The sequence below is a fragment of the Halosimplex amylolyticum genome, assembly GCF_051414035.1.
Taxonomy (GTDB): Archaea; Halobacteriota; Halobacteria; order Halobacteriales; family Haloarculaceae; genus Halosimplex; species Halosimplex amylolyticum.
On record NZ_JBLKNW010000009.1, the window covers coordinates 69,828 to 95,179 of the forward strand.

The 25,352-nt window shown below is 60.3% G+C and carries 33 protein-coding genes and 2 pseudogenes; 25 read left to right on the top strand and 10 right to left on the bottom strand.

The annotated features are described in order from the left end of the window. Nucleotides 1–10: 10 nt before the first annotated feature. The 4 genes and pseudogenes from ACMGFE_RS23140 to ACMGFE_RS23155 form a co-directional block, all read right to left on the bottom strand. Nucleotides 11–403 (bottom strand): annotated as a pseudogene (locus ACMGFE_RS23140) (DUF302 domain-containing protein). An 86-nt stretch (nt 404–489) separates the two neighbouring features. Then, nucleotides 490–789 (bottom strand): hypothetical protein, encoded by a 300-nt coding sequence (locus tag ACMGFE_RS23145; RefSeq protein WP_436927635.1) that lies wholly within the window; start codon nt 787–789, stop codon nt 490–492. A 239-nt stretch (nt 790–1,028) separates the two neighbouring features. Beyond that, the gene (locus ACMGFE_RS23150; RefSeq protein ID WP_436927636.1) at nt 1,029–1,622 is read right to left on the bottom strand and encodes a helix-turn-helix transcriptional regulator; all 594 of its coding nucleotides are present in this window, start codon (nt 1,620–1,622) and stop codon (nt 1,029–1,031) included. 199 nt (nt 1,623–1,821) lie between these two features. Next, nucleotides 1,822–2,019, bottom strand: a complete 198-nt coding sequence (locus tag ACMGFE_RS23155; protein WP_436927637.1) for a heavy-metal-associated domain-containing protein — start codon at nt 2,017–2,019, stop codon at nt 1,822–1,824. A gap of 128 nt (nt 2,020–2,147) precedes the next feature. Here ACMGFE_RS23155 and ACMGFE_RS23160 point away from each other — a divergent pair, with 128 nt between their 5' ends. From ACMGFE_RS23160 to ACMGFE_RS23170, 3 genes are all read left to right on the top strand, one after another. Continuing rightward, entirely contained in the window at nt 2,148–2,729 is a 582-nt protein-coding gene (locus ACMGFE_RS23160) for an AsnC family transcriptional regulator (protein ID WP_436927638.1), read from the top strand. 87 nt (nt 2,730–2,816) lie between these two features. Beyond that, a complete protein-coding gene (locus ACMGFE_RS23165) occupies nt 2,817–5,423 on the top strand; it encodes a heavy metal translocating P-type ATPase (protein ID WP_436927639.1) in 2,607 nt (868 codons plus the stop codon). Nucleotides 5,424–5,558: 135 nt separating this feature from the next. After that, a complete protein-coding gene (locus ACMGFE_RS23170) occupies nt 5,559–5,918 on the top strand; it encodes a hypothetical protein (RefSeq protein WP_436927640.1) in 360 nt (119 codons plus the stop codon). Nucleotides 5,919–6,089: 171 nt separating this feature from the next. Here ACMGFE_RS23170 and ACMGFE_RS23175 read toward each other — a convergent pair whose 3' ends face one another. Then, nucleotides 6,090–6,377: a cupredoxin domain-containing protein gene (locus tag ACMGFE_RS23175; protein ID WP_436927641.1), complete on the bottom strand. Its 288-nt coding sequence runs from the start codon at nt 6,375–6,377 to the stop codon at nt 6,090–6,092. Between the two features lie 213 nt (nt 6,378–6,590). On the opposite strand from ACMGFE_RS23175, the gene ACMGFE_RS23180 reads away from it, so the two are divergent. The 8 genes from ACMGFE_RS23180 (at nt 6,591) to ACMGFE_RS23215 (ending at nt 10,389) form a co-directional block, all read left to right on the top strand. Then, nucleotides 6,591–6,893, top strand: a complete 303-nt coding sequence (locus tag ACMGFE_RS23180) for a hypothetical protein (RefSeq protein WP_436927642.1) — start codon at nt 6,591–6,593, stop codon at nt 6,891–6,893. Between the two features lie 172 nt (nt 6,894–7,065). After that, nucleotides 7,066–7,422, top strand: a complete 357-nt coding sequence (locus ACMGFE_RS23185; RefSeq protein WP_436927643.1) for a DNA glycosylase family protein — start codon at nt 7,066–7,068, stop codon at nt 7,420–7,422. Between the two features lie 153 nt (nt 7,423–7,575). After that, the gene (locus tag ACMGFE_RS23190; protein ID WP_436927644.1) at nt 7,576–7,896 is read left to right on the top strand and encodes a hypothetical protein; all 321 of its coding nucleotides are present in this window, start codon (nt 7,576–7,578) and stop codon (nt 7,894–7,896) included. A 57-nt stretch (nt 7,897–7,953) separates the two neighbouring features. Further along, a complete protein-coding gene (locus tag ACMGFE_RS23195) occupies nt 7,954–8,307 on the top strand; it encodes an SHOCT domain-containing protein (protein ID WP_436927645.1) in 354 nt (117 codons plus the stop codon). Nucleotides 8,308–8,401: 94 nt separating this feature from the next. Further along, nucleotides 8,402–8,818, top strand: a complete 417-nt coding sequence (locus ACMGFE_RS23200) for a DUF302 domain-containing protein (RefSeq protein WP_436927646.1) — start codon at nt 8,402–8,404, stop codon at nt 8,816–8,818. Nucleotides 8,819–8,821: 3 nt separating this feature from the next. After that, nucleotides 8,822–9,175 (top strand): SHOCT domain-containing protein, encoded by a 354-nt coding sequence (locus ACMGFE_RS23205; protein WP_436927647.1) that lies wholly within the window; start codon nt 8,822–8,824, stop codon nt 9,173–9,175. Between the two features lie 121 nt (nt 9,176–9,296). Continuing rightward, a complete protein-coding gene (locus ACMGFE_RS23210) occupies nt 9,297–9,605 on the top strand; it encodes a thioredoxin family protein (protein WP_436927648.1) in 309 nt (102 codons plus the stop codon). 19 nt (nt 9,606–9,624) lie between these two features. Further along, nucleotides 9,625–10,389, top strand: a complete 765-nt coding sequence (locus ACMGFE_RS23215; RefSeq protein ID WP_436927649.1) for a plastocyanin/azurin family copper-binding protein — start codon at nt 9,625–9,627, stop codon at nt 10,387–10,389. Nucleotides 10,390–10,626: 237 nt separating this feature from the next. On the opposite strand, the gene ACMGFE_RS23220 is transcribed toward ACMGFE_RS23215, so the two are convergent. Next, nucleotides 10,627–10,908: a hypothetical protein gene (locus ACMGFE_RS23220; protein ID WP_436927650.1), complete on the bottom strand. Its 282-nt coding sequence runs from the start codon at nt 10,906–10,908 to the stop codon at nt 10,627–10,629. A 14-nt stretch (nt 10,909–10,922) separates the two neighbouring features. On the opposite strand from ACMGFE_RS23220, the gene ACMGFE_RS23225 reads away from it, so the two are divergent. Beyond that, nucleotides 10,923–11,111, top strand: coding sequence for a hypothetical protein (locus ACMGFE_RS23225; protein ID WP_436927651.1), 189 nt, complete (start codon nt 10,923–10,925; stop codon nt 11,109–11,111). A gap of 48 nt (nt 11,112–11,159) precedes the next feature. Here the strand turns inward: ACMGFE_RS23225 and ACMGFE_RS23230 are convergent, their stop codons facing one another. Beyond that, nucleotides 11,160–12,743, bottom strand: a complete 1,584-nt coding sequence (locus tag ACMGFE_RS23230; protein WP_436927652.1) for an ABC1 kinase family protein — start codon at nt 12,741–12,743, stop codon at nt 11,160–11,162. Between the two features lie 97 nt (nt 12,744–12,840). Here ACMGFE_RS23230 and ACMGFE_RS23235 point away from each other — a divergent pair, with 97 nt between their 5' ends. From ACMGFE_RS23235 to ACMGFE_RS23250, 4 genes are all read left to right on the top strand, one after another. Beyond that, nucleotides 12,841–12,984, top strand: a complete 144-nt coding sequence (locus ACMGFE_RS23235; RefSeq protein ID WP_436927653.1) for a YHS domain-containing protein — start codon at nt 12,841–12,843, stop codon at nt 12,982–12,984. 63 nt (nt 12,985–13,047) lie between these two features. After that, nucleotides 13,048–13,683 (top strand): MaoC/PaaZ C-terminal domain-containing protein, encoded by a 636-nt coding sequence (locus tag ACMGFE_RS23240; RefSeq protein WP_436927654.1) that lies wholly within the window; start codon nt 13,048–13,050, stop codon nt 13,681–13,683. Nucleotides 13,684–13,741: 58 nt separating this feature from the next. Next, entirely contained in the window at nt 13,742–14,104 is a 363-nt protein-coding gene (locus tag ACMGFE_RS23245; RefSeq protein ID WP_436927655.1) for an SHOCT domain-containing protein, read from the top strand. A 75-nt stretch (nt 14,105–14,179) separates the two neighbouring features. Next, nucleotides 14,180–14,386, top strand: coding sequence for a hypothetical protein (locus ACMGFE_RS23250; RefSeq protein ID WP_436927656.1), 207 nt, complete (start codon nt 14,180–14,182; stop codon nt 14,384–14,386). Between the two features lie 11 nt (nt 14,387–14,397). On the opposite strand, the gene ACMGFE_RS23255 is transcribed toward ACMGFE_RS23250, so the two are convergent. Continuing rightward, nucleotides 14,398–14,688, bottom strand: coding sequence for a hypothetical protein (locus ACMGFE_RS23255; RefSeq protein WP_436927657.1), 291 nt, complete (start codon nt 14,686–14,688; stop codon nt 14,398–14,400). On the opposite strand from ACMGFE_RS23255, the gene ACMGFE_RS23260 reads away from it, so the two are divergent. Beyond that, complete coding sequence (locus ACMGFE_RS23260) at nt 14,587–14,817, top strand: hypothetical protein (protein WP_436927705.1); 231 nt, start codon at nt 14,587–14,589, stop codon at nt 14,815–14,817. The two genes, ACMGFE_RS23255 and ACMGFE_RS23260, sit on opposite strands and share 102 nt — an antisense overlap. A 44-nt stretch (nt 14,818–14,861) precedes the next feature. Here ACMGFE_RS23260 and ACMGFE_RS23265 read toward each other — a convergent pair whose 3' ends face one another. After that, on the bottom strand, nt 14,862–15,272 hold the full coding sequence (locus ACMGFE_RS23265) for a hypothetical protein (RefSeq protein WP_436927658.1): 411 nt from the start codon (nt 15,270–15,272) through the stop codon (nt 14,862–14,864). A gap of 453 nt (nt 15,273–15,725) precedes the next feature. Between ACMGFE_RS23265 and ACMGFE_RS23270 the strand changes: the two genes are divergently transcribed. The 8 genes from ACMGFE_RS23270 to ACMGFE_RS23305 all read left to right on the top strand — a co-directional run bounded on the left by ACMGFE_RS23270 (nt 15,726) and on the right by ACMGFE_RS23305 (nt 24,885). Continuing rightward, nucleotides 15,726–16,031: a hypothetical protein gene (locus ACMGFE_RS23270; protein WP_436927659.1), complete on the top strand. Its 306-nt coding sequence runs from the start codon at nt 15,726–15,728 to the stop codon at nt 16,029–16,031. After that, entirely contained in the window at nt 16,019–17,740 is a 1,722-nt protein-coding gene (locus tag ACMGFE_RS23275; protein ID WP_436927660.1) for a DUF8186 domain-containing protein, read from the top strand. Before ACMGFE_RS23270 ends, ACMGFE_RS23275 begins: the two co-directional genes overlap by 13 nt. After that, nucleotides 17,737–18,576 carry a hypothetical protein gene (locus ACMGFE_RS23280; RefSeq protein ID WP_436927661.1) on the top strand — a complete coding sequence of 280 codons (840 nt, stop codon included), beginning with the start codon at nt 17,737–17,739 and terminating at the stop codon, nt 18,574–18,576. The genes ACMGFE_RS23275 and ACMGFE_RS23280 overlap by 4 nt, the downstream gene beginning before the upstream one ends. Beyond that, nucleotides 18,569–19,945, top strand: coding sequence for a TrbL/VirB6 family protein (locus tag ACMGFE_RS23285; protein WP_436927662.1), 1,377 nt, complete (start codon nt 18,569–18,571; stop codon nt 19,943–19,945). The genes ACMGFE_RS23280 and ACMGFE_RS23285 overlap by 8 nt, the downstream gene beginning before the upstream one ends. 2 nt (nt 19,946–19,947) lie before the next feature. Further along, nucleotides 19,948–20,961 (top strand): TraC-like domain-containing protein, encoded by a 1,014-nt coding sequence (locus tag ACMGFE_RS23290; protein ID WP_436927663.1) that lies wholly within the window; start codon nt 19,948–19,950, stop codon nt 20,959–20,961. Further along, complete coding sequence (locus tag ACMGFE_RS23295; protein WP_436927664.1) at nt 20,958–22,961, top strand: VirB4 family type IV secretion system protein; 2,004 nt, start codon at nt 20,958–20,960, stop codon at nt 22,959–22,961. The genes ACMGFE_RS23290 and ACMGFE_RS23295 overlap by 4 nt, the downstream gene beginning before the upstream one ends. A 143-nt stretch (nt 22,962–23,104) precedes the next feature. Beyond that, entirely contained in the window at nt 23,105–24,598 is a 1,494-nt protein-coding gene (locus ACMGFE_RS23300; protein WP_436927665.1) for a lamin tail domain-containing protein, read from the top strand. Next, the gene (locus ACMGFE_RS23305) at nt 24,595–24,885 is read left to right on the top strand and encodes a DUF3006 domain-containing protein (RefSeq protein WP_436927666.1); all 291 of its coding nucleotides are present in this window, start codon (nt 24,595–24,597) and stop codon (nt 24,883–24,885) included. Before ACMGFE_RS23300 ends, ACMGFE_RS23305 begins: the two co-directional genes overlap by 4 nt. Before the next feature lie 50 nt (nt 24,886–24,935). Here ACMGFE_RS23305 and ACMGFE_RS23310 read toward each other — a convergent pair. Continuing rightward, a pseudogene (locus ACMGFE_RS23310) lies at nt 24,936–25,187 on the bottom strand (secretion system protein); the annotation flags it as partial. Between the last annotated feature and the right edge of the window lie 165 nt (nt 25,188–25,352).

Consider the following 25,352-nt stretch of genomic DNA (forward strand, 5'->3'; position numbering starts at 1 on the left):
GAACCGATCTTCAGGTGTCCGACAGACCCCTACTTACCTCGCCTGCACTCTCTAACGCGCGCTCGAATCGCTCCTGTACGTCGGTCGCGATGGAATCGAGCGCGTCGTTGTCTACTATGTCCACGAGTTGCGCCGGGTCGACGGCACTCACGACGACGGCACCGTCGTCGCGTTCGAAGACGATGACGGTTCAGGGGAGTGCGCCGAGTTCGATTTCCTCTTTGAGTCCCTCCAGCGCTAGCGAGGGATTACATGCGCCGAGCATCCGATACTGCCGGAATTCCTCGCCGAGTCTCTTTTCGAGCGTCGCTTGCACGTCCATATCGCAGAGCACCCCGAACCCCTCGTTTTCGAGTGCATCGATCGTCGCGTCGACCGTCTGGTCGAAGTCGTCGGTCGACATCGCCTAAACCGTGTATGCCATGCGGAATGAGAGCCCTGTGATTATCTTACCCATGCGCCGAATCGAGAGTATCTGGCCAGGAACGTCTAGCAGCCGCGTCCCTGACCGTACATGCCACCACCGTGGTCGCCGTCGGCCATGTTCTGAGCCATCTCGTCGATGGTCACGTCCATATGCCATTCCATCCACTCGACGGCACCGGGACCCATGTGGTCAGTCATGTGGCCTTCCATCCAGACGGCCCACTCAGCCGCAGTTCCGTTGTCCTTGGGTGCGTCAGCTGCAGTCGTTTCGGTGCCGTGCGCCCTGACGACGGGAGCAACCAAGGTGAGACCCACAATAGCGAGCGCTACGAGCAGCCAGCGACCGACGTTGATGTTGGTCATTGTCCTTCTCCTCGGTTACTCGTAGGACAGCTCGGGGGTTATCCGCGAGGGTGTGAATCGGCGTAAGAGATCGTTCGAGACTGTATATCTGACGTTCTAACCAATTCTCTCTGACGAGACCGTTCGTCCCTTCCGAATTCAAAGGGCCATTCGGCGGTGGTCCGGTGAACGGCTACGACCGTTCGACGTTCGTCCCCGAACCGGCTGCCGACAGTCGAGAAGATGGCTTCGAGAGTGCCCTACGCTTCGATTTGGGCAATCTCCTCACTGGGGTATACCCGGTACGTCCGACCCTGGCGCTCGCGGGACAGTAACCCGCGTTTCTCCAGCGCGCTTACTGTCTGACTTACTTTGCTCTTCGAGAAGTCCGAACGGTCACGCAGTTCGATCTGCGTGATTCCTGGTGAAGTGAGAACGGGTTCGAGGACACGGCGCTCGTCTTCCGGCAACAGGTCGAGGGCCCGGGAACGTGATTGCTTCACTGGATCGACCCCGTCGTCCGGATGTTCGATATCGACTGGTAGGTCGTCGCTCTCGTCGGACGTCACGCCGGCCGTATCCTCGTATAACCGACGACTCGACGCTGACGTGGAGAGGTCCTCGCGGACGACCAGATATCCACCACCGATGAGGACGGAGACGACGACCGTCCCGAGGACGTACCAGAGTGGATTTGTCCCGTGGACTGACCTCATTGACGACCCCATTATCGATCCAATCATCTCATCGATGGCACGCTGTTGCTGGTAGGCCTGCCAGCTGAGGACACTCCCGACGAGGAGGGCTATCCCGACGATGAGACCGACGGCGGCATCGGTTCGGCGGCGGTTCATCCTGATCGTCCGGACCGAATTGGGTGGTTGCTCATAGATGTCGTTTGGAAGGCGGCCTCGCACTCGTTTTGATTATTTGTCATATGTCCATGGAGTCAATTCAGCGTGGCACTCCAACCCCAAATGGCACGTGTAATAACCCTCCAAAATCAGAGGGAGCGCCGTGCGATGCCTCGTAACGGTGCAGTCTCCGACCCGGTTATGCCGAGGCGTCGTACCCGGCTTCGTCCACTGCACTGACGAGAGCGTCTGTGTCTGCGTCGCCCTCGACAGTCACTGATTCGGCCTCCCGATCGGCCGTCGCGCTCGTGACGCCGTCGATGTCTTCGAGCGCTGCTTCGACGGTCTGCTCGCAGTGTTCACAGGTCATCCCCTCCACGGAGATCGTTTCGCTCATACAGGTAGAGATACGGGCACCTATTCTTTGTCGCTTTCTGCTTCGATTCCAAAGTTAGAATCTATCTGTCCGTTGCAGGCCTAAGTACAACCCGTTGTATTATTGGCCGTAGTGAGCGACGTAGATGTATGCGAGAGTTGGACGAGACAGACATGACGATTCTCACGCTCCTGGGTGAGAACGCCAGACGCCCGTTTAGCGACATCGGTGACGTCGTCGACCTTTCCGGTCCCGCGGTTTCCGACCGCGTCACTCGCCTGCAGGAAGCTGGCATCATCAACCGATTCACCGTCGACGTAGACCGCTCGCAACTGCACGCCGGGATCCCGGTATTCGTCCAGGTGACGGGTGTCGACGACGTCGACGGCCTTCGGGAGCGCGTCGGCGACGCCGACGCCGTCGAGCACCTCTTCGTCACCGCCGACGGGGGCATCTGGTTCTACGCTCGCGCGCAGGTCCAGAACGTCCGCCGGTGGCTCGACGGACTCCTCGATGACGACGTCGAGTACACGGTGACGCTGATGGACGACGTCGAATGGCGTCCGTCGCTGGACGGGACCGAGTTTGCGCTCACTTGTGCCGAGTGTACCAACACCGTCGACAGCGAGGGCCACTCGACTCGCCTCGACGGGCAGGTGTATCACTTCTGCTGTCCGTCATGTCAGAGCCGGTTCGAGGAGCGGTACGAGCGTCTCGAAGAGGGCGCCTGACCGCTTTCGATTCGAAAGATCGCGCGGGTCGTAACTTTGGAACATTCCCAGAAAGAGGGGTAAGCAAAGATCCCGTATTCTTCTGTAATGAGTCGGCAAACCACCCACCTGGAAATCCAGGGCATGAGCTGTGCGAACTGCTCGCAGACGATAACGGATGCCCTGGAGAACCTCGACGGTGTCGCCGAGGCGAACATCAATTTCGCCACGGACGAGGGCTCCATCGAGTACGACCCCAATGAAGTATCGCTCACTGAGATCTACGATGCTATCGACGCCGCGGGCTATCACGCCGAACGCGCCAGCGTCTCGATCGGTATCTCGGACATGACGTGTGCGAACTGCGTCGAAACCAACGAAGACGCGCTTGAGCGCGTTCCCGGTGTCATTAGCGCAGAGGCGAACTTTGCGACCGACGAGGCACAGGTCGAATACAATCCGGCGGACGTCTCGCGAGCGGCGCTCTACGACGCCATAGAGGACGCCGGCTACACGCCTGTCCGCGAGGACGACGACACGGGGGAGTCGGATCAGGATCGGCGCGACGCTGCCCGGCAGGCCGAAATTCGTCGACAACTCCGTTTGACGTTGTTCGGTGCGGCGCTGTCGGCACCCCTGTTGTTCTTCCTCGTCGAGAAGTTCATCCTCGGCGGCGGCGTCATCCCCGAAAGAATCCTCGGGGTCGAGTTCGGCTGGGTGGAGTTCCTGCTGGCAACGCCGGTCCAGCTGGTGCTGGGCTGGCCGTTTTACAAGAACTCCTACAAGGCGCTGGTCAAGAACGGGCGCGCCAACATGGACGTGCTGATCGCGCTGGGGTCGACCACCGCGTACGTCTACTCCGTCGCCGTCTTACTCGAAGTGATCGCCGGCGGGCTGTACTTCGACACGGCCGCGCTCATCCTCGTGTTCATCACGCTCGGGAACTACCTCGAGGCACGCTCGAAGGGCCAGGCTGGTGAAGCGCTTCGGAAGCTATTGGAGATGGAAGCCGAGATGGCGACCGTCCTCGACGAGGAGGGGAACGAAGAAGAGATCCCCCTCGAAGACGTCGACGTCGGCGACCGGATGAAGGTCCGCCCCGGCGAGCAGATCCCAACCGACGGTGTGGTCGTCGACGGCCAGTCGGCGGTCGACGAGTCGATGGTCACCGGCGAATCGGTCCCCGTCGAGAAGGGCGAGGGTGACGAAGTCGTGGGATCGACCATCAACGAGAACGGCGTCCTGGTCGTCGAAGCGACGAAGGTGGGCAAGGACACGGCCCTCCAGCAGATCGTCCAGACGGTCAAAGAGGCCCAGTCGCGCCAGCCCGACATCCAGAACCTCGCCGACCGCATCTCGGCGTACTTCGTCCCGGCGGTCATCGCGAACGCCGTCTTCTGGGGTGTCGTCTGGTACCTGTTCCCCGGATCCCTCGCCGGGTTCGTCGAGTGGCTCCCGCTGTGGGGGCTCGTCGCGGGCGGCCCCGCAGTCGCCGGTGGAACGGTGACGGTCTTCGAGTTCGCTATCATCGTGTTCGCGTCGGCCGTGCTGATCGCCTGCCCCTGTGCGCTCGGCCTGGCGACGCCCGCCGCGACGATGGTCGGGACGACTATCGGCGCCCAGAACGGCGTCCTGTTCAAGGGCGGTGACATCCTCGAGCGCGCGAGGGACGTCGACACGGTCGTCTTCGACAAGACGGGGACGCTCACGAAGGGCGAGATGGAACTGACCGACGTGGTCGTCTTTGACGCTGACGGACAACCGCTGGCCGACGGCGGAGAGCCAGCTACGGACGGTGGAGCACTGAGCGCTCGGAACCGCCTCGGTGAAGACGACGTACTCCGTCTCGCTGCGACGGCAGAGAGCGGAAGCGAGCACCCGCTCGCCCGCGCCATCCTCGATGGCGCTGAGGAGCGAGGGATCGAAGTCACGGAGCCAGACGAATTCGAAAACGTGCCTGGTCACGGCATCCGCGCCTCCATCAGTGGAAGCGAAGTCCTCGTGGGGAACCGCAAACTGCTTCGCGACGAAGGGATCGATCCCTCGTCCGCCGAAGAGACTATGGAACGTCTCGAGAACGAAGGGAAGACTGCGATGCTCGTCGCGTACGAGGGTGAACTCGTCGGCGTCGTCGCGGACGCGGACACCGTCAAGGAGAGCGCGAAAGACGCGGTAGCCGCGCTCCGCGAGCGCGGGACCGAGGTGATGATGATCACCGGCGACAACGAACGGACGGCTCGCGCAGTCGCCGAGCAGGTCGATATCGACCCGGACAACGTCCGGGCGGAGGTCCTTCCAGAAGACAAGTCCGATGCGGTCGGATCAATCCAGAGTGAAGGGCGGAAGGCGATGATGGTCGGCGACGGCGTCAACGATGCACCTGCGCTCGCCGTCGCGCACGTCGGGACTGCCATCGGTAGTGGCACCGACGTCGCTATCGAGGCAGCGGACGTGACGCTGATGCGCGACGACCCGCTGGACGTCGTGAAGGCCATCCGCATCTCCGACGCCACGCTCCAGAAGATCAAACAGAACTTGGTCTGGGCGCTCGGCTACAACACCGCGATGATCCCGCTAGCCTCGCTGGGACTGCTCCAGCCGGTGCTGGCCGCCGGCGCGATGGCGTTCTCCAGCGTGTCAGTACTGTCGAACAGTCTGCTGTTCCGCCGGTACTCCCCCGATCACGACTACAAGCTGTTCGGTCGCCTTCGCTAAACGCTATCCAACGTCATCATCGTGAATCCTGAGGTCCTGAACCCACGGGACCGCGCATTGCTGTCGAGGTGTCCGATGCACACGTCGACGACGTCAACGATCGTCTGCATGACCATGGTGCCTCGACAGTCGACGATGCAATACCGCATCACGGTGACCAGTGAGAAAAGCACGGTTCGGATTCAGGATTATCCGTTTGGAAGACCAACAAACCCTATGAGCTCACGGACACCGACAGAGTGCATCGAACTCACGATCGATTCGTCGGCGAGTGACGAAGATCGGAAAGACGCGATCCACGCGCTCAAACAGGCGAACGAGTGTGACGAGCTGGCGCACCTCGTCCAAACGGAGAGTCTTGAGGACCGGTTTCGTCACCAAGCGCTTGAGGCCCTGGCGACACCGCAGTGTGATTCGACGCTCCGCGATCTCTCCGAGGGAGAGCTATCGGACCGCGAGTTACGTGAGAAGGCCTCGGACCTGCTCGAACGATAGCCGAGACGGTCCGATGCTTCGGATCGTCGACGCGAACCTATCCGGCGCTCGTAGACTCCGGACCGTGTACGCATGCAATGTAATCCCTGGCGAGGAGTCCAAGAGACGCCGCGAGTAACTCCTCAGTGTGGAGTTCCCCCCGGCGGGGCCACGCCGGCTCGTCTCAAGTTGTCACTCGCAGGGAAGTGACTCGGGCAGCGAGACGTCGCCGACGAGTATCACTCCGCACATGGTCTCTCCTTGGAGTCCGCAGTAGTACTCGTAGATCCCCTCTTGGTCGAACACGTAGACGGCACTATCGCCGGAGCGGAGGGTCTGGGTCCGAAACTGCCACTGGTCCGCGATGTCGTGAAACTGGACGCTATCGACGACGTGGTCGGCTGACCCGGTGTTTCTCCAGACGACCGTGGTCCTCGTTGGTACCTGCTTTCGAACGGGATCGAACGCTCGCTCGTCCATCTCGACGGTGGCTCATCCCATACGGGAGAGACGCGGTCCAGCAGTATGAACTGTCGTCTCCGGGATGGCGATGAGCAGTATTGGGAGCGTCCGTGCCACGGTTTCTGATCTGACGGCAGGCCCGTCATCGGCCGTCCGGCGGACAGCCCCCGCCGGAGCAGCGACCGGCGACCACCAAACACGCAAAGGAGTGGAGACACTAGAGAGGCTACTATGTCTGAAACACTTGACGGGTACGTTATCGACGTCGGGTGTATCCGGAAGAACTCCCGCGACGAACTCCTCGAGAAGGCCCGGACGCACACGCGAGAGTGCGCCCTGATGGGCCATTGCATCGAGAGCGGGTACGGAATCGTGACCGAAGACGACCGGTTGACCGTGCTGGACTCGGAGGCGACGCCAGAAGTGGTCGACGAGGTCGAAGCAAGCGACACCGAGAGCGGGATTCTACTCCGGGTACAGCGTGAGAGGAATGACGAGGCGATGGAAACGACTGACGTTCGAGAAGTAACGTGAGATGGGTCCGCGCGGTCCCATTCCGTAGCGAACGCACTGCTGACTCGTTGTCTTTAGAAGTAGGTCCTTGAACTCGGGTGTCATCCAGGGTTCTAACGCTGCAAGCGTTGTCGACCTGCAGTCGACATTCGAAAGCGCTCAGTCGTTTCTGTGTCGGCGGACTGATGGACGAATGTACGAGGAAGCCACGTCGCACGGGGATGACTGTTGGTACTACACGGACACGGGAGACGACGTCGTCTTCGTCCGCCAGCAGTTCAGGCAGTTGGAATGGCGAGCTACAACGGACCCCTCCGACACATTCCACGAGAGGCTCCGGCTCGGCGACGACATTGACGAGATCTTCGCCACCTTCCCCGACGACTCACGGTTGTGTGTGGACCGACGAGCGTTTCCTGGGTTCCGGGTCATCAGTGATCCGTTCTTCCCGTGTCTGGTTTCGTTCATCTGTTCGGCTCGGATGACTGTCGATCGAATTCACGACCTCATCACGCGACTCGGACGGGAGTTTGGAGACACCGTTACTTGAGGGCCACCTCGGTGAATTCGAGCCGGATGAACGATTCTGTTCTCAGGAAACGATTAGAACGCTCTATATACGTTCTCGAACGCTCTCCTGCGTACGTTCACACCCACGCCAGTAACTCCCGAGCAGTCCTACGAGTAACCGAGGAGAAAGACAATGACCACCTTCAAACTCGGCCGCTGGCTGCTCGTGGCGCTCGCCATCGTCGGACTCGCGTTCGCCACCCCCGTGGTCAGCGCACACGGCAACGACACGACCGCAGACGACGCGCCCACGGACAATGCTACCGCAGATGACTGGGCCACCTGGATGGAAGCGCAGATGACCGAGCACATGGGCCCTGGTAGTGTCGAGTGGATGGAATCGCACATGGGTGTGACCGTCGACGAGATTGCCCAGGACGTGGCTGACGAGGAATACCACGACGGGGCTGACGACGACCACAGGGGCGGGATGTACGGGCAGGGCCACTGCTGACGGCCCTGACCGTTTCGGTCGCTTCGACCGAATACCATGAATCACCAACTCGAGACAATGACGCAACTCACCACTCACATCGGACGCACCGCTGGTCGACTCGCGATACTCGCTGTCCCGCTGCTGATCGTGACGACTGGAACGGCTGCTGCCCACGGCAGCGGAAGCTACGGCGGCGCCATGATGGGCAATGGCTGGGGACTCTTCGGCGGAGCGATGGGGCTCTGGGGACTCCTCTGGATGGGGCTCCTCATCACCGTCCCGCTCTACCTCGTCTACGTGTTCCGCAATCGAGGATCCGGCGGGAACGACGAGCAGTCGCTGTCGGTCCTCCGAGAGCGCTACGCCCGTGGCGAACTCTCGGACGATGAATTCGAGGGGCGGCGTGAACAACTGGAACGTGCCGGATGAACCATTCGGTGCCAGTTTCAACACAGATGACTCCATCCGTGACGACGGCCCCCGGAATCACACCTTTAAGTCAGCCTACAGGCCACGATATTGTATGGAGTACACAATACAAACGTCCGTATCCAGTGACTTCGACCACGTAGTCGAGACAACGATCGACGAGCTCAAATATGACGGATTCGGCGTCCTCTGTGACATCGACGTCTGGGCGACGTTCGAGGAGAAACTCGGCGAGGAGTTCCGACAGTACCGCATCCTCGGCGCGTGCAACCCGGGACTCACACACGAGGGCCTGAGCGAGGAGATCGAACTCGGCGCACTCCTCCCGTATACCGTCATCGTCTACGAAACCCACGATGGCGAGATCACGGTGAGTGCCGTCGACCCGCAACAGCTCGTCGGCATCGCTGACAACGAGGCACTCGACTCGATCGCGAACGAGGTCCACGACCGGTTCGAACGCGTTCTCGCCAGTGTCGCGGACAAACTTGAATCATCGACAGAGATCTGAGCGATGTCATCATCAACCCAACTCGATACCACAACCATCGTCCTCCTCATCCTCGGGGCGATCATCGTCCTGCCCTTGCTCACGATGGGGATGGGCTTCGGCGGGATGATGGGCTACGGTAGAATGATGGGCGGATACGGGACGACCAGCGGCTGGTGGCCACTCGTCGGGATGCTCGTCCAGTTGGTCTTTTTCCTCCTCCTGCTCGGTGGAGGATATCTCGTCTACCGTCGCGTGACGGCATCGCAGTCGTCGCGGAATCCTGCCATGGAGGAGCTACGTATGGCATACGCCCACGGTGATCTCACCGAGGAAGAGTTCGGGACGCGTCGGAACAAACTCGAACGTTCGGAGTGACGCCCCGACCACCACCTCCGGAGTACTCACGCCCGATTCCCTAGAATCCGAAATCTGTGACCCTCACAGCTTTCGGATGTGAATAGAAATGTGCTAAAGGAACAAGACCATACTAGGTACTATGACGGAAGTAATCCTGTTCACACAAGAGACGTGCGGGGCGTGCGCAACGCAACGAGAGAAAAATGAAGGTATCGAGGACGAATTCCCCGACGTCGAGTTTCGAGAGGTCGACATCCGGAACGACTTGGAGACGGCCGAGGAGTACGGTGTCCGGAAGACGCCAACGACACTTGTGTACGCGAACGGGGAACGGACTGCCGAATTCATCGGCATCGTCGACCGGGACGAGCTGGAGGCAGCTATCGAGAGCGCCGGCCAGCAATCGCCCGGACTCGTGCACCGACTCGCCAGCATCATCCGCGGATAGCAGAAGTCAAACAACAACAATGACAGACTACAGTAGACGCCAGTTCCTAGGAGCGCTCGGTGCCGGCGCAGTCGCGAGTGCGGGATTCACCCAGCCAGTCGCCGCACAGGAGACGCCCGTCGTCGAGATGGGGAACAACTACTTCGACCCGATCGGGCTCCACGTCGAACCCGGCACGACCGTTCGCTTCGAGATAGCAGCCGGTGCACACTCGGCAACGGCCTACGAGAACCGGATTCCATCCGACGCCAGCGCATTCGATAGTGGGACCATCTCGTCGGGAGAGTTCGAGTACACGTTCGAAGAGCCAGGCACGTACGACTACTACTGTATCCCGCACAAGTCGGTCGGGATGGTCGGTCGCATCGTCGTCGGCAGTCCCGGCGGGCCAGCCGAAGCGAGTCCGATTCCGGACGGTGACGTGCCCGAGAGCGACGCGATCTTCGAACAGGGTGCGATAGCGTATGGATCCAGCACTGGAGCAGATGGGAACTCCGGTGGCGGAATGATGGGGCCCGGGAGGGGTTCTGGGCCTGGAATGATGAACGGACGGAACGGTGGCTGGTTCGGCGGACTGCCGTTCGTCGGCGGGGCACTCGGAATGCTCGGCGTGGTTGGCGGACTGCTCTACTGGACAGTAGGTCGAGGTGACACCTCCCCCACGAGTGACGATTCCGCGATAGAAACCCTCCAACGCCGATACGCACGAGGCGAGATCGACGAAACGGAGTTCCAGCAATGCCGTGAACGGCTCGCAGACGACAGAGAGGATTCGTCCCAGTAAGGCAGTCACCTCACCATATCGGGAAACGAGGTCAATGAATCCCGCCACGGCTATAGCACCCGTTCGACTACCTCCTCACATCCGTCGAGATCCTCGATAGTACACCCACAAGGCCAGGAGTACGATGACGAGGAGATAGCCGACCCCTCAGCCGAGTGACGCAGCAGTGTATAGGTCCGTCGTGAGCCCGGTATCGACCACCACGCGGACAGGATGATATCCCGGGAAGAGTTCCATTCACCACTCGGGTTCAGACTGGACGAACAGCGGGTCCCGGAAGAGGCCGATGTCGATCATCGGGAGAATCAACAAAATCCACAGGCCGGCCAGGCAGTTGAAGACGACACCGGCGAGCATCCCAAGAAGTCCGTAGGTGACTGAAAGGACCAGCATCGCGGCGACGAACCACCATAGCTGTTCGGGCTGGAAGTCGACGAGCATTACCCCGACGTCGACGCCCTGCTCTTCGAGGTCGCCCGCGTACTGAAATCGGGTGGTGAGTTCCGATTCCTCGAACACGTCAGGGGACCGGTGTGACCGGGACCGTCCATGATGTGCTTGCGCCGGCGTGGCACGCCGTCGCCGGTGACTGTCATCTGAACCGGGAGACGGACGACGCATTTCGGAGCGACGACCGGTTCGAACTCGTCGACCACTCGCGTGTGTCGTCCGTACTATCGTCGATCGTTCCGGTCGTCCGGGGGACTCCCCGACGCCGGTGACCCCGATCGCGGCCCCATCTGATTGGAGCCCGTGTTCGTGATCCCCGTCTACTGAGATTGACGAATCGACGAACGGAGAAACAGGACGACGAACCCGAACGCGACGACGATCCCGACAGTAGCATACATGCGGCTTACGGGTACTAAGAGGCCACTCGCTACGAGCGTCCCGGCTGCGAGGATGGCGTACCCGATCGAACGAGTCTGTCGTCGTTGGTTTTCTACCATTGCTCGGGGCGTTTCTACACGTTCCTGTTCTCGTGCGTCAAGTTCACGCTCCAATTTCGTGGGTAGTCGGAGGAGTGCCCAGAGAGTGGTTTCAATGTCGGACCGAGCTTCGGTGAGTTTCATCCGGGCGGCTCGCTGGAGGAAGCCGTGCTCGCGGAGGAACGTCTGTGCAGCGGCGAGAATGTCGAACTCGGGGTCGAGTTGTCTGAGAACGCCCTCGCTGATCGAGCCCACCCGAATGACCAACATCACGTCGGGCGGAATGCGAAACGGGAACTCTCGCAACATTCCGACGACGACGTCGATTATCTGCTGCCAATCCACCTCCTCGCTCCCCTCGAGATCCTCGATAACTAGCTCGAGGACGTGTCCGACGGCGGCTCTGTCGGCGTCGGGATCGAGCGCACCGAGGGCGACGAGTTCGTCGATGATAGCGTCGACGTTCCGGTTTACGGCGGCTAGATAGAGATTCACAACGCTCGCTTGCATTGCCGGCGTGAATCGGCCACTCATCCCGAAGTCATAGAAGACGATCCTGCCGTCGTCGTCGACAGCGAGATTTCCGGGATGCGGGTCGCCGTGGTAAACGCCGTGCTCGAGTCCCATCGTAAAGTACGCGTCCGCAACTCGCTCGGCGACGATCTCTGGATCGTGGCCGTTCTCTTCGAGTTCCTCCACGTCGGTGACCTTCGTTCCCTCGGCGTACTCCATGGTGAGGACGCGATCAGAAGAGACGTCGCGGTACACGCGTGGGATCGTAACGGTCTCGTTCTCATCGTCGGCGAAGTTCTCCCGGATCTCCTCCATCATCCGGGCCTCCCGTTCGAAATCGAGTTCCTCCAGGATGATTCGCTCGAAGTCGTCCGCCATGTTCCGGAGTGAGAAACTGAATCGATCTGGTGCAAGAAACAGTGTGAGCGGGATGATGCGACGGATAATACGTAGATCAGTCTCGATGAGGTCCCTGACCCCGGGTCGCCGGACTTTCACGACCACTTGTTCACCCTGGTAGGTCGCCCGGTAAACCTGTGCCAGCGAGCCGCCGGCGATGGGTTCGGGATCGAAGTCGTCGTAGGAGTGATACCCGACATCTTCAGCGAGGGCTGGAATCATCTCGCGATACGGACCCGCCGGAATCGCATCCTGGAGCGTGACGAATTCCTCGGTGTACACCTGCGGTACGAGGTCAGGGCGCGTCGAGAGCACCTGACCGACCTTCACGAATGTCGGCCCGAGATCGAGCATCGCTTCACGGAGGCGGCGGGCACGCTGCTCGTGCTCAGATTGAGAGACAGTACGCGATCCACCTGCGATTAGAAAACGGCGTCTATCACGGAGGAAGAGCAATAAGAACGGGGTGAACGTCCGAGCGATCCGGACGAACCGGAGGAGAAATTTGACCATTGGCGTTAGTAAAGCGTTCTCCCGACGGACCTTAATTCGTATCTGTCACTGCCCCTTCGAAATACCCAATCGGGCGGGAAGCGAACCAATGTCTAGGATGCCGAATGACCCCGTCTGTGGTATGCAACTAACAACTGACGAGGCGGTCGCGTCGATCAAATATGACGAGGCAACGTACTATTTCTGTAGCGAAGAGTGTCGAGAACGCTTCGAATCGCGACCAGCGATATACATCGAGTAGGGAAATCACGGGAGGGAGGATTCGCTGACCGATGTTTATCCGAGAGCCAAGCGTACTGCTGGTATGCCGATCGATCCGGTTTGTGGTATGGAAGCCAGTGAGTCAAACGAGATAACCGCCCAATTTGAGGGAACGACGTACTACTTCTGTTCGACTGACTGCCGCGACTTCTTCGACGAGCACCCGAAACGATTCGTCGACCAGCCACATCCCCACCTCAGCGAGGCGAGCGGCGTGACGGTTCCGCGCTTGTACTACGGCCGCGCTGGCGGCGAGTTCGACCTGTCGATCGCCGATCCTGAATCGCTGAGCGTCGGTGACCGCGTCGAGTTCCGGAAGACACTCACCGATGACGACGTCCGGAAGTTCGCCGAGGCGACCGGCGACACGAACGCGCTCCACCTGAACGATTCGTTCGCGGAGAAGACTCGCTTCGGCGGTCGCATCGCTCATGGGACGCTCGTTTCGGGACTCATCAGCGCAGCACTGGCCTGTCTCCCTGGACTCTCGATATACCTCTCACAGAATCTCGAGTTCGAGGGGCCGGTGCATATCGGCGAGACGCTCACGACGGTCTGTGAGGTCAACGACGACCTCGATGGCGACCGCTATCAACTGACGACCCGTATCGAGAACGGTGACGGGGAACGCGTCCTCGACGGAACGGCCACGGTCCTCGTCGATCCCCTGCCGGCGTAGTCGGTTGGGACTGAGTTACTTGGCATTCGGCCCCGTAGGACCGACGAGGAGAGACACTATGGCTACACAGCGCTCGTCCGACGGATGGTTTCGGATCGTCGTCGTCGTCCTTGGCGTCATCGTCCTGTTACCACTGTTGATGATGGTGTTCGCGATGCCGATGATGGGGATGATGGGCTGGTGGTGGGGCGACGGCATGGCTAGCGGCCTCTCGCCTCTGTGGGGACTCGGGATGATGCTCGTCTGGCTAGTCGTCTTGGTCGGTATCGGCTACCTCCTGTACCGCGGGCTTGTCGGCGGGACTGGGTCAGACGCACTCAACGATCCGGCGGTCGAGGAACTGCGGGTCGCATATGCCCGGGGCGACCTCTCGGAGGCAGAGTTCGAAGAGCGGCGGGCGAAACTCCAGTCGGACGAATGACCGAATCAACAATCAGCACTCACTGTAGGTGGCCAGCGACGAAACGGTTTCCTGAATCGTCTCCGTAGTTTCGGTATGTCCACTACCGTTTCGACACCTGATGCGGACGAGGCCTGTAGGTACTGCGGGGCCCGGATCTTCGACCATGATCCGATCTGCGTTCGGGACTGCACCGACGATTGCGGCTCACCGACCTACTTCTGTAACTACGCGTGCCTGTCGGCACACATCGACGAAAGTGACCTCACAGCTGGGAACGCATGTGAGTGGTCTCCCGAGTAAACGACTGCCGATCACTCGACGTCCGTCGCCCGGTAGAAGACAAGAACGCCGATAGCGAGGAGGCCGACGGCATATGCGACGGCTGCACCGAAGTCCCACGCGTCGACGCTTGACGTGAACACCGCGTCGAAGAGGACGTTTGTCGCATAGTGGCTCGGTAGTAGTGTCGTCCACTCGGGCGCGTCGGTCGCGAGCGGGTTCTGGAACATGAGGACGTCCACCATCGGGGAGAACAGCATCACGTACACCCCGCCCAGCCGACCCAGGACGATACCGACGACGACGGGCCGACCGCGACTCACGACGGCGAGACCTACCACTTCTGCTCGCGCACCTGCAAGCGCGCGTTCGAGGACGACCCGAGCGGATTCACACCCAGTCGCCCACAGAGGGCTGGTTCAGATCCCTCTCAGGGCCATGATCATCACTAAACTCGATCGCTTGACCTCTATCGACGCCGATTGTCCGTCCGCCGTTATGCAACGATTAGCCCGACCGAACGGACGGCCACGAGGTGGCGGTTGCCGAGGAACCTCACTTCCTCAAGCAAATCATGTGAATCTATCTCGCCATCAGCCCAAGACATCATGTAAATCTCCTCGAGTTCGAGCAGACGCGTCTGGACGAATAATCCAGGGTGCTCCCTGGTATGGTTCCCCGTTCGCCTCAACGGTTCTCGGGTACACGATCGGTCGTCAGGCGGAGATATCGTCGCCCGGACGGGCCCGTGGTAGGTGCCGTGATACTCATTGATGAAGCGCCGAGCGCGGGCGAACTGGTCGTCGGAATACTCGTCGCAAAGAGAGGTCGATATCGTCTGACTGCAGAATCCACGGAGTCCTGCTTCCCCAAACATGGCTGCACCGGTTTCCAGGCGAACGTCCATCGAAATGCCTGTGGGACGCCGCCGAAGACTAGTAATTGTGGGATATAGAGTCTGATTCTTGTTGAGCGATGTTCCCAACGATCGTACCAACTCGAGCTATTCCGTCTTCGGCATTCTAATGATCTTCAGAGGCTCGTCGTCAGCGTTGTCTTTTGTCACGTTGGCGGACCTAATCCACTGGTCGCCTGTCCCACTGGGATGTAATAAATTATCCAACAATTATGTAACAAAGTAACAGCCAACAACAAGGTATATGTAACAAAGGGTGTCAACCAATCAATAGACACTGGCCGCGACCTCGTTCCGGGGGGAACGGGGGGACGGCGAGTGGCGACACTGGAAATCATGCGCCCTGTCAGTGACATCGATAACGAAGGGGAATCGATTCATAAAGCAGTCCGGGCCCTGAGACGGGCCGTTCCGAAACTGGGGGTCCTCACGGTCGCAGTGGTCATGTTCGCGGTGGAACCGGCGAGTGCGCAGTCCGTCGGTGAATCCTTCTGCGACACGGACATGGCCACGACGATCAAGAATCTCTTCACGCTCATCCAGTTCGGCGGTCCGCTCGTGGGTGGCGTCGTCGCGCTCGGTGCGACGGTCGCGCTGCCGCTATTCAGACGAGCGGATACGAAAAAGGAGCTAAAGTCGATGCGTGCGCAGGCGGTCATCTGGGGCGTCATCGCGGCGCCACTCGGGACGACCATCCTGCAGTTCCTGCTCACGTCCGTCGTGGCGGGTGGGTCGAGTTGCAGCTTCTGATCCGCACGCTGGGCGTCGGCGCGGCCGTCATGTTCGCCGTCGCCGTGAGCGCACTCGTTGCGACGCAGTCGGTCACCCGCCCACTCGGCGCACCACAGGTCGGCCCGAACGAGACCGGTCACCACCACGACAGCGACCGGAGTCTGTGGTCACGGGACCGCGATAGCGTCGACCGGCCGACGCTGCGGAACTGGACGGGAGACGATGCGCCCAAGCGCTCGCTCGCCGCGACGACGGACGTTCCGTTCAATCGCCCACCCGGCGCGGTCGGCGAGTGGAATCGTGACGTCGTCTCCGACTTTCCGAGTTTCCGGACGGACACGTCGGTCTACCCGTCTGTCGCGACGCCCGTCGACGGGACGTACGTTCGCGACGCGTACGTCGAAATCTTCGCCGTCCAGCCGTCGACGATCGTCCGGGCGACGCCCGACATCCAGCCCCACTACGCTGCACCAAACGGCGAGCTCTTCGCGACGCTCGATTATCGGTTCGTCGTCCCAGAAGACTCCAGTACGCCGTACAACAACGAGACCTGGCAGCTACAGGCGCACAACGTCTCCAGGATACACCTCCTCGTCGACGGCGAACCTGAAGCCGAACGGCCGGGGACGCGCGTTGCGACCCTGGAGTACGATCTCGCCGAGCATCCCGGGACCGACCACACGCTCACGATCGAGACGAACGTCACCGTCTCGCTCCAGCGCCACCACGAGTGGTGTTCGAATCTCACGGCAGGTAACTGCACGGAGTGGTCCTCGGAGACCACGAATATCACGGAGAGCGTTACCGTCTCGGACTCGATCGACGTCACCGAGTACACCCTCGACGTGTCCGGTTCCTACGCGCGCTTCCCAGACGGCGATCTCGGTATTTTCGTCTACAAAGACGACCCGTGGCTGGGCTACGAACTTCCCGGTGGCCGCATCAACGGGATCTGGCGTTTCTACTCCGCCCGTGACCCGGGCTGGGATCAGCTCGTGACCGCGACGGCGGATGGTAAGTCGGTAGACCACTCGCCGATCCATCCGTTGCAGCTCTCGGCGTACCCGATAAAGACAGGGCCGACTGCCTCGCCGGTAGAGACCGTCTCGATCCGCGACGTCTACGGGTGGGAGTACCAGCCACCGTCACTTCCGGGAACGGTCCATCTCGACGTCCTCGAACAGCCGTATCGAGGGAGTTTCAGACTCGCAGCGCACTTCCAGACGCCCAACCAGACCATCTCGGATCTGACTGCCTACGGGCTCGTCCACGGCGTGAAGACCGATACCGACCCCGAGGCCTACGAAGAGATCCCGATCCACCGGAGCAATCTCACGCTCGACGTGCTGAACACGACTTCGGAGACCGCAACCGTTCGCATCACGCTCACAGATGCGCAGACAGGCGATCCCATCGCGACCGAGGAGCGCGACGGCTACGTCATGCTTGCCGGTGAGCGCGTCCAGACAGGCTCCGATGGGACGCTCACGAAGACCATCGACCGACCGGCCGGAGCCATCAGCGCGCGCTACGAACCCAAACACTGGTGGCTGCATTCGATCGGCTACGTCGGGGACTCGGACGCCTCGTCTGTGCAGGGGACGGTGCTGACGATCGTCCGGTGGATCTACCGTGCAGGCGTACCAGTGTCACTGTTCTTGCTGGCCGTGTTCTTCATCGACCGGATCACGGGGATGCCCATCTGGCCCCCATGGAGGGGACTATGACGGACGAGAATCCATCCCGACGGCAATTCCTCCGGGGCGGGCTGGCGCTTTCAACGGTCGGTATTGCTGGGTGTGCCAAGCTCGGCCCGATTGGAAGTACCGGGAGTTCCGTCATCACGGGCACGTCGATTTCTGGGTCGACGCTGGTCGTGGAACTGGAGGACGACCACGAAGTCTCCAAGGTCAACCTGATAGATTCGTCTGGGAGTTCGTTCAAGTCCGCACAGGTTACGACAGGTGCGACTAAAGTCTCCATCGAACTTTTCGATCTCAGTCGAGACTGGAGCTATCAACCGGGTAAACATTCGATAGTCGCTGTAGCTGACAGTGAGGAAGTCGGATCCACTACGATCAACCTTCAACCGGAGCTGGAAATCAAGGATATCGAGCAATACACCGATGGTCGGCCAACACCGTCGAACAGAGCGAATCTTCTTGTTACAGTTGAAAATGTCGGGACTGGACCGACTTGGGTATATCACGTCGGGTACGAGAATGCGCTTCATTCTCCCGCGAATCGGATTCCCACAAATCAATACGCTCGGACAAGTCCGTTATTGAACCTTGACAAGCCAGAGTCAACAGAAGAGCTTGTTCTAGATCCAGAAGATTCGGTAACGCTTCTTGGAACAGACTCGCCCTTACTCCTCTCTGAGGATGATCACTGTAACAACCTGCAAGTTGAGATGTCGGTCATTGTCTCTGCTGGCATTGGTGAAAATGCCCGGAAAGAGGTCCAAGCAATCCTTGGTGGGGAGCCTGAACGAGCGAACTTTCGAGGGACTTGTAGTGACATTCGGTTACAATATGATGGGACGGTGAGGAGTGATGGTTGATCGATCTCGCTGGATTTCGATATTCAGTCTCTGTCTCGGTCTTCAATACGCTGTAGGAATTGTTTCTGCTCAAAACGGAAGCGAGGACGGTGGCGCTCTTGGCGATACTATTGTATGGGCTATCAAGAAAGCTGTCAAGGTTCTCTTTCGCCCACTCAAAGGAATAATTCAGAATCATGCAAACGACGCAATTAGTGTGATAATTGGGACTCCCCATCCAAACGCGGTGTTTACAGCGCCTACAAACAGCACTTGGCCGAGTATCTATGGGTATTTCTGGGATGTGATGGTACCCCTGGCATTGTTGCTATGGGCGCTATCAATTGGTATCGTAATTTTCCTTGAGTCTACAAGTTTTCTCTTCAGTGGTTATCACCGTTCGAAGCTCAAGCGTAGGGCCTTTTCTGGGTTACTCGGCGTTTTGGCGTGGTGGTGGATGGATGCACTTGCTCGGCAGTTCAGTAACGAACTTGCGGTCTTTATCGCCCCTGATCTCTCTACAATTTCGCTGTTTGAGACTCTTTCTTTAGGGAGTGTAGGTGCGCTAATAACAGCAATAACCTACTCTGTCGACTTCTTCTTACTTGCACTCGTTATCCTCATCTACTTCATTAGAGAGATCGTTCTATATCTGTTCACGCTCTTGATGCCGGTCCTGATTGCCCTGTGGATTCCGGGGGTTGGACCATTTAGTCTCGTCTCGAAGTTCATGAAACGCCTCGCAGGATTCTACGTCCCATTTTTGTTTATGACGGTGCCTGTAGCAGTACTATTTAGATTGGGTCACCTTCTCGGCGAGAATTTTGGATTTTCAACACAAGGACTTGGCCTATGGCTCACAGCCCTCATCATCCCAATTGTCGCCATCGCCTCTCCGTTCGTCCTCTTCTGGCAGGCCGGGTCGATATTCTTCATGGCGCAGAGCGCCTCTCGGCACGCGTCGTCACGACTAGCCCGGTCAAGGGTAAACCGTACCAGGGACACCGGGAATTCCGCACTCCACAGCGGTCGCAACTTCGTCCGGGGTGTCCGCGGCCAGGCCGCAATCAGATCTGACGGGCAGGCGGTCTTCGACTCCGGGAATTCACGGGCACACGCCGCTGGATCGCGACTCAACGACACAGGGTCGCGTCTCCGCGGGACATTCCGTCGCACTACCAGCACGGATGCCCGTTCAGACGGTGGCTCCACGGGCAAATCCGGGAGTTCAGATACGATCGAGACCACGGACAGCCAGGCCGATTCGGACGATGGAGACGACCGAGACCGTCAGTTCGACGCTCTTCGGGACCCGGAGCGGACGGGGACCCAGTCCAGTGACGACAGCAAGCGCAGTGCGATCGACGACGACCCACGGTACATCCGCTAACAATGGACGACGACGCAACGAAACGGATTCCGAAGTCGCTCGGTACAGACACGAAACTGCTCGGGCAGTACACGATGACAGACCTCGCCGTCGCCCTCTTCCCGGGCGTCGTTACGGTACTCCTCCTGCAGGTCGTCCTGCCCGCAAACGTGACCGTCCGCGGCTATCACCTCGACTCACTCACGCTCCCACTCGCCGGTGTGATGATCGCCCTCGGCGGAATCTTCGTCTACCTCACGCCGGCCTACACCACCAGCGCCGACTGGGTAACGTCGATGCTGACCTTCCATCGCCGGTCGAGCCAACTCGACCACGAGGCGGCCAAGGAGTACACCCAGATCGAACGAGTGTATCCCGACCGCGGTGCGATCGAACGGACCGACGGTGCGGTCATCGGGATGGTCCAGGTCATCCCACCGACGATGGCGCTCGCGACGAGCGAGGAGTGGGCGACGAAGGCCGAGGCGTTCCAGGACTTCCTGAACACGACCGTCGAGTTCCCCATTCAGATCTACTCGACTACTCAGCCGTTTCCCGTCGACGAGCACCTCGCCGAGTACGAGTCACGTCTCGACGACCCCGACGTCGAGGCGAACCCACGGCTCGAAGCGCTCATCGAGAACTACGTCCAGTGGTACGAGGCGGAACTCGACGAGCGCCGGATGACCATTCGCGACCACTACGTAGTGGTCCCAGTGACGCCGGCGGAGGTACAGTTCGACGAGGCGAGTCTCGCGCAGAAACTCGCCGACCTCCCGGTACTCGGTCTGTTCGTCCGGGAGCTGTTCGCACCGCGGAAGGCCATCGAACGGGCGGCACTCATCGAAGAACTCGACGACCGACTGTCGCGCGTTCAGTCGGGGCTTCGGTCGATCGACGGCTGTACGGCCCACCGGGTCGACGCGACCGAGGCGACGAGGATCGTCGGCGAGTACTGGAGTGACGAGTCACAGAACTACGGCCAGCTTGACCAGGTGCTTCGTACGCGCGGTATCGTCGGAGGTGGACAGGCATGATCGGATCACTTCTGTCGGTACTGCCCACGCGAGAGCAGTCCGACGAAGAGTCGGACGGGGAAGCCGACCCGGAGAAAACCGGGCCAGACACACCTGAGGCCGGCGACGCAGCCGAACACCCAGATAGTCCCACAGCGGGCGTCACTGTCGAGTATGACGGCACGGACTCGGAGCTACCGACAGTGCCCGATATTCACCAGACGGTGGTCACGCCGTCGAGTATCGAGCGCTATCCCGATGCCGTCAGGACGGGCCAGCAGTGGACGCGAACCCTGTGGATCGGCGAGTACCCGGATACGCCGATGGATGGGCTCTTCGAGACGCTGTACTCCACTGCGGATTCACGGCGGACGGACATCACCCTCCACATCAGGCCACGTGATACGAACGCGACGCTCGACACACTCGAACACAAGATCGAGGATCTGGAAGCCGATCGAGAGTACCTGGCAGAGAAACGCCGGGCGGGCGCCCGCGGCGTCGAGAAGGACCTGCAGGACTACCAGGACCTCTACGACGCGCTGCGGAACACGTCGATGCAGGCTTTCGACGTCTCGATGTATCTCGCCGTACAGGGCGACGCTCGCGACGACCTCAACGCGAACGCCGTGATGAACACGGCCCGGCAGTCGCCGACGAACCTCACGCCCGTGATGCCGCGGTGGACACAGCTCGACTCGTTCATCTCGGCGAGCCCGGTCGGCGTCGACAAACTCAACGAGTCGATGGACACGACGACGCCGATGCTCGCCCGTGCAGTGGGTGCGATGTTCCCCTTCGTCGCCGGCGCGTTCGCCGAACCCGGGATCGAGTACGGCACCTACGCACTCAACGAGAGTCCGCTCATCCTCGACCGGTTCGAGCGTGAGACGGGCTACTGCTCGATGGTCATCGGGCAACTCGGTGCCGGGAAGTCCTTCTCGACGAAACTACAACTCCTTCGACGGGCGATGTACGACCGCGACACGGTCATCATCATGCTCGACCCGCTGGAAGGGTTCGCCGGTGTGAACGAAGCCCTGGGCGGGGAGCGCATCACCGTCGGCGGTACTCGCGGCTTCAACCCGCTCGAAATCCGGGCGACGCCCACGGAGATTCTGCGGGAGGTGCCCGACCTCGACCCATGGTCCGAGCAGATCTCGTGGGTGCTCACCTTCTTCGAGACCTTTTTCGCCCACGTCGCGTCGAACCCGCTCGAAGAGCGCAAGCAGACGCTTCGGCGGGCGATTCAGGAAGCCTACGAACGCCAGGGGATCACGCGGGACCCGGCGACCCACGATCGAGAGTCACCGACGATTCGGGACGTGATTACTGTTCTCGAAGACCTGCTAGAGAACCCCGCGGAGTTCGGCTACGCGACCGAGGGCGAACAGGAGAAGGTCCAGAGCGACGCACAGACATTGCTGACGGATCTCCGCCCATCCTTCCACGAAGGCGGCGAACTCGCGAACCTCGCCCAGCCGACGGAGTTCGACCTCGACTCGTCGGTGTTGTATCTGGACCTCCACCAGGAAGAGGGCGCGACCGGCCGTTCGGAGACGAGCCTCATGATGCAGGTGTTATTCAACGCCGTCTACGAGCGCGCCAAGGGGACGGACAAGAAAGTCGTCTTCGCCATCGACGAGGCACACTACCTGCTGAACGACGCGACGTCGCTGGAGTTCCTGGAGACGGCCGTACGCCACAGCAGGCACTACGATCTGTCGCTGCACTTCATCACGCAGACCGGGGGTGAATTCGCGCTGACGCCCGAGGCACGGACGATCGCTAACCTCTGTTCGCTCACGCTAATCCACCGGGTACAGGAAGAAGCCGACAAGCTCTCCGAGTGGTTCGGCCTGACCGAGCGAGAGGTGAACTGGATCCGGACGGCGAAGGCCGGCAACGACGAAGATGGGTTCTCCGAAGCATTACTCGGGATCGACGAAGAGGGATGGTTCCCGCTCCGGGTACGGGCGAGTGAATTTGAAACGGCCGCACTCGACCAGTCAGACAGCTGACCATCCGTTCCTCTGGTGTCACCTGTCGTGGGTTACAAGCGAATGTTCGTGTGTGGACTCCCCAGTCCGTTACTCTCCGACTGGAGTACCTGGCACGATACTGGGGCGCAATCCTATTCACCTGGGTCATCGTACGTTCTACTGTGAGTCGCGGGCATCCCTACACGACAGCTGTGGTCGTCGTTCTCGTCGTCTTTGCTGGCTGTACAGGTGTCGTCGAGAATAACCCCGGTCAACCCGCAACAGATAGGCCGGAGACGGCTGCGAGTGACTCGCCTGCCACCGAGGTCACTACAGCCTCATCCCCGTCACAATCGTCAGACAATTCGACTGCGACGGTCATTGGGACGGCGTCGGTAAACGGAACCGTCGAGGTCCACTTCATCAACGTCGGCCAATCCGTGAGCACGCTGATCGTCGGTCCGACCAACGAGACGATGCTGATCGACTCGGGTGACTTCCGGGACGATGGTGAGTACGTCCTCCAGTATCTCGACCAGCACGATATCGACCGGATCGACCACTTCGTCACGACCCACGCCGACGCGGACCACATCGGCGGGAACGCCGCGATCATCGACTACTTCGAGACCGAGGCTGACGGGATCGGCGCCGTCTACGATCCAGGGATCGCTGCGAGCACGCAGACCTACGAGGAGTACCTCGACGCTGTCGAAGCACACAATGTCACGTTATACGAGACGCGCGAGGGTGACCCGCTCCCGTTCGAGGGCGTCGAAGTCGAGGTCCTCGGTCCACCCGAACCGTACCTGGAAAATCGTGACCGGAACGAGAATAGTATCGTCCTGCAGCTCAGCTACGGGAATACGAGCTTCCTATTCACGGGTGACGCCGAAGACGACCAGGAAGCGTATCTCGTCGACACCTACGGGACAGCGCTCCAGTCGACGATCCTGAAAGCTGGCCACCACGGGAGTGCAAGCAGTACCAGCGGTGCGATCCTTGATGCCGTTGACCCGAAGGCTGTCGTGATCTCCAGCGCGTACGACTCTCAGTACGGCCACCCACACGAAGAAGTACTCCAGCGGCTGGCCGCTCGGTCGATCCCGGCCTACTGGACAGCGACGCACGGTAATACAGTCCTCGCCAGTAACGGGACGCACGTCGTCGTCAAGACTCAGCAAGCCGCGCCCACCGATCCGACCGAGCTCCGGACGGGTTCGTCGATCGAACCGGGTGCGACCAGTTCCGTGGAGACTCGGATGACGATCGTAGGATCGGGGAACGGACCCACCCAAACGCCTGTCGCCACTGACGGCGGAACGGAGACTCCATCCGACGATGGGTCACTGGTTGTCGACGAGATCCACGCCGACGCCGAAGGGGACGAACGGGAGAACCTGAACGACGAGTACGTGGTCTTCAGGAACACCGGGCCCGAACCGCTCGATCTGAGCGGCTGGACCGTTGCGGACGCGGCCGACCACACGTACACGTTCCCGGATGGATTCACGCTCGATACGGACGCGACTGTGACGCTTCACACCGGCAGTGGAACCGATTCCAACACCGACCTCTACTGGGGCTCCGGAAGCCCGATATGGAACAACGACGGGGATACCGTGATCGTAACTAACCATGAGGGAGACGAAGTCCTGCGGGAGGAGTATTCGTGATTCCCGACGGAACCTACACGGCAGTCGTCGACCGCATCGAAGACACACTGGCGACGTTGCAACTCGAAAGCGACGACGACCTCTACAATCTTGTCGTCGGTGAGGAAGAACTCCCGGAGTCAGCGCGCCATGCCGACGCGATCCTCGATGTCGAACTCCAAGACGAGGAACTCGTTCGAGCGGACTATGACAAAGCTGAGACCGAGGTGCGGAGGGACAAAGCACAGAGCCGCTTTGATCAGCTGTCGGAGCGTCCCCCTCATGATGGGGACTCTGATTCCAACTGACTGAGTCCGAATAATTGACTTTCAGTTCGGACGGACGATCCTTCTCAGATCTAACGTCTCTTTACCTCCACGATGAGCTCCACGTCGGGATTGAGATAGTTCGTCTCGGTCATCAGGTCGACCATAGTCACTCGCCTGTACTCGTCCTGGTGCTCGCGCGTGGTGAGAGAGACGCCGGTTTCGTGCGGGAGCCACACATTGCGCAAACCCTCGTCGATGCCCACCGGCCGGTCGCGGAAGCTGATGAACGGCATGTGGGCGTTCCACGTTCGAGAACTACTAGTAGGCGAGAAGACTGTGACAATCGGACGACAGCGGCTCACTGCCGACACTACATTCAAAATATCTTATAGGAGTATAGCGGTCTGCTGAATACACAGCGCGTATCTTGTAAGGCCGCTCTCCATGGATGGGGTCGTAATTCAACCCCGGAGGAATCGACGCCGTTGGGCATATTTGTCCCGTCG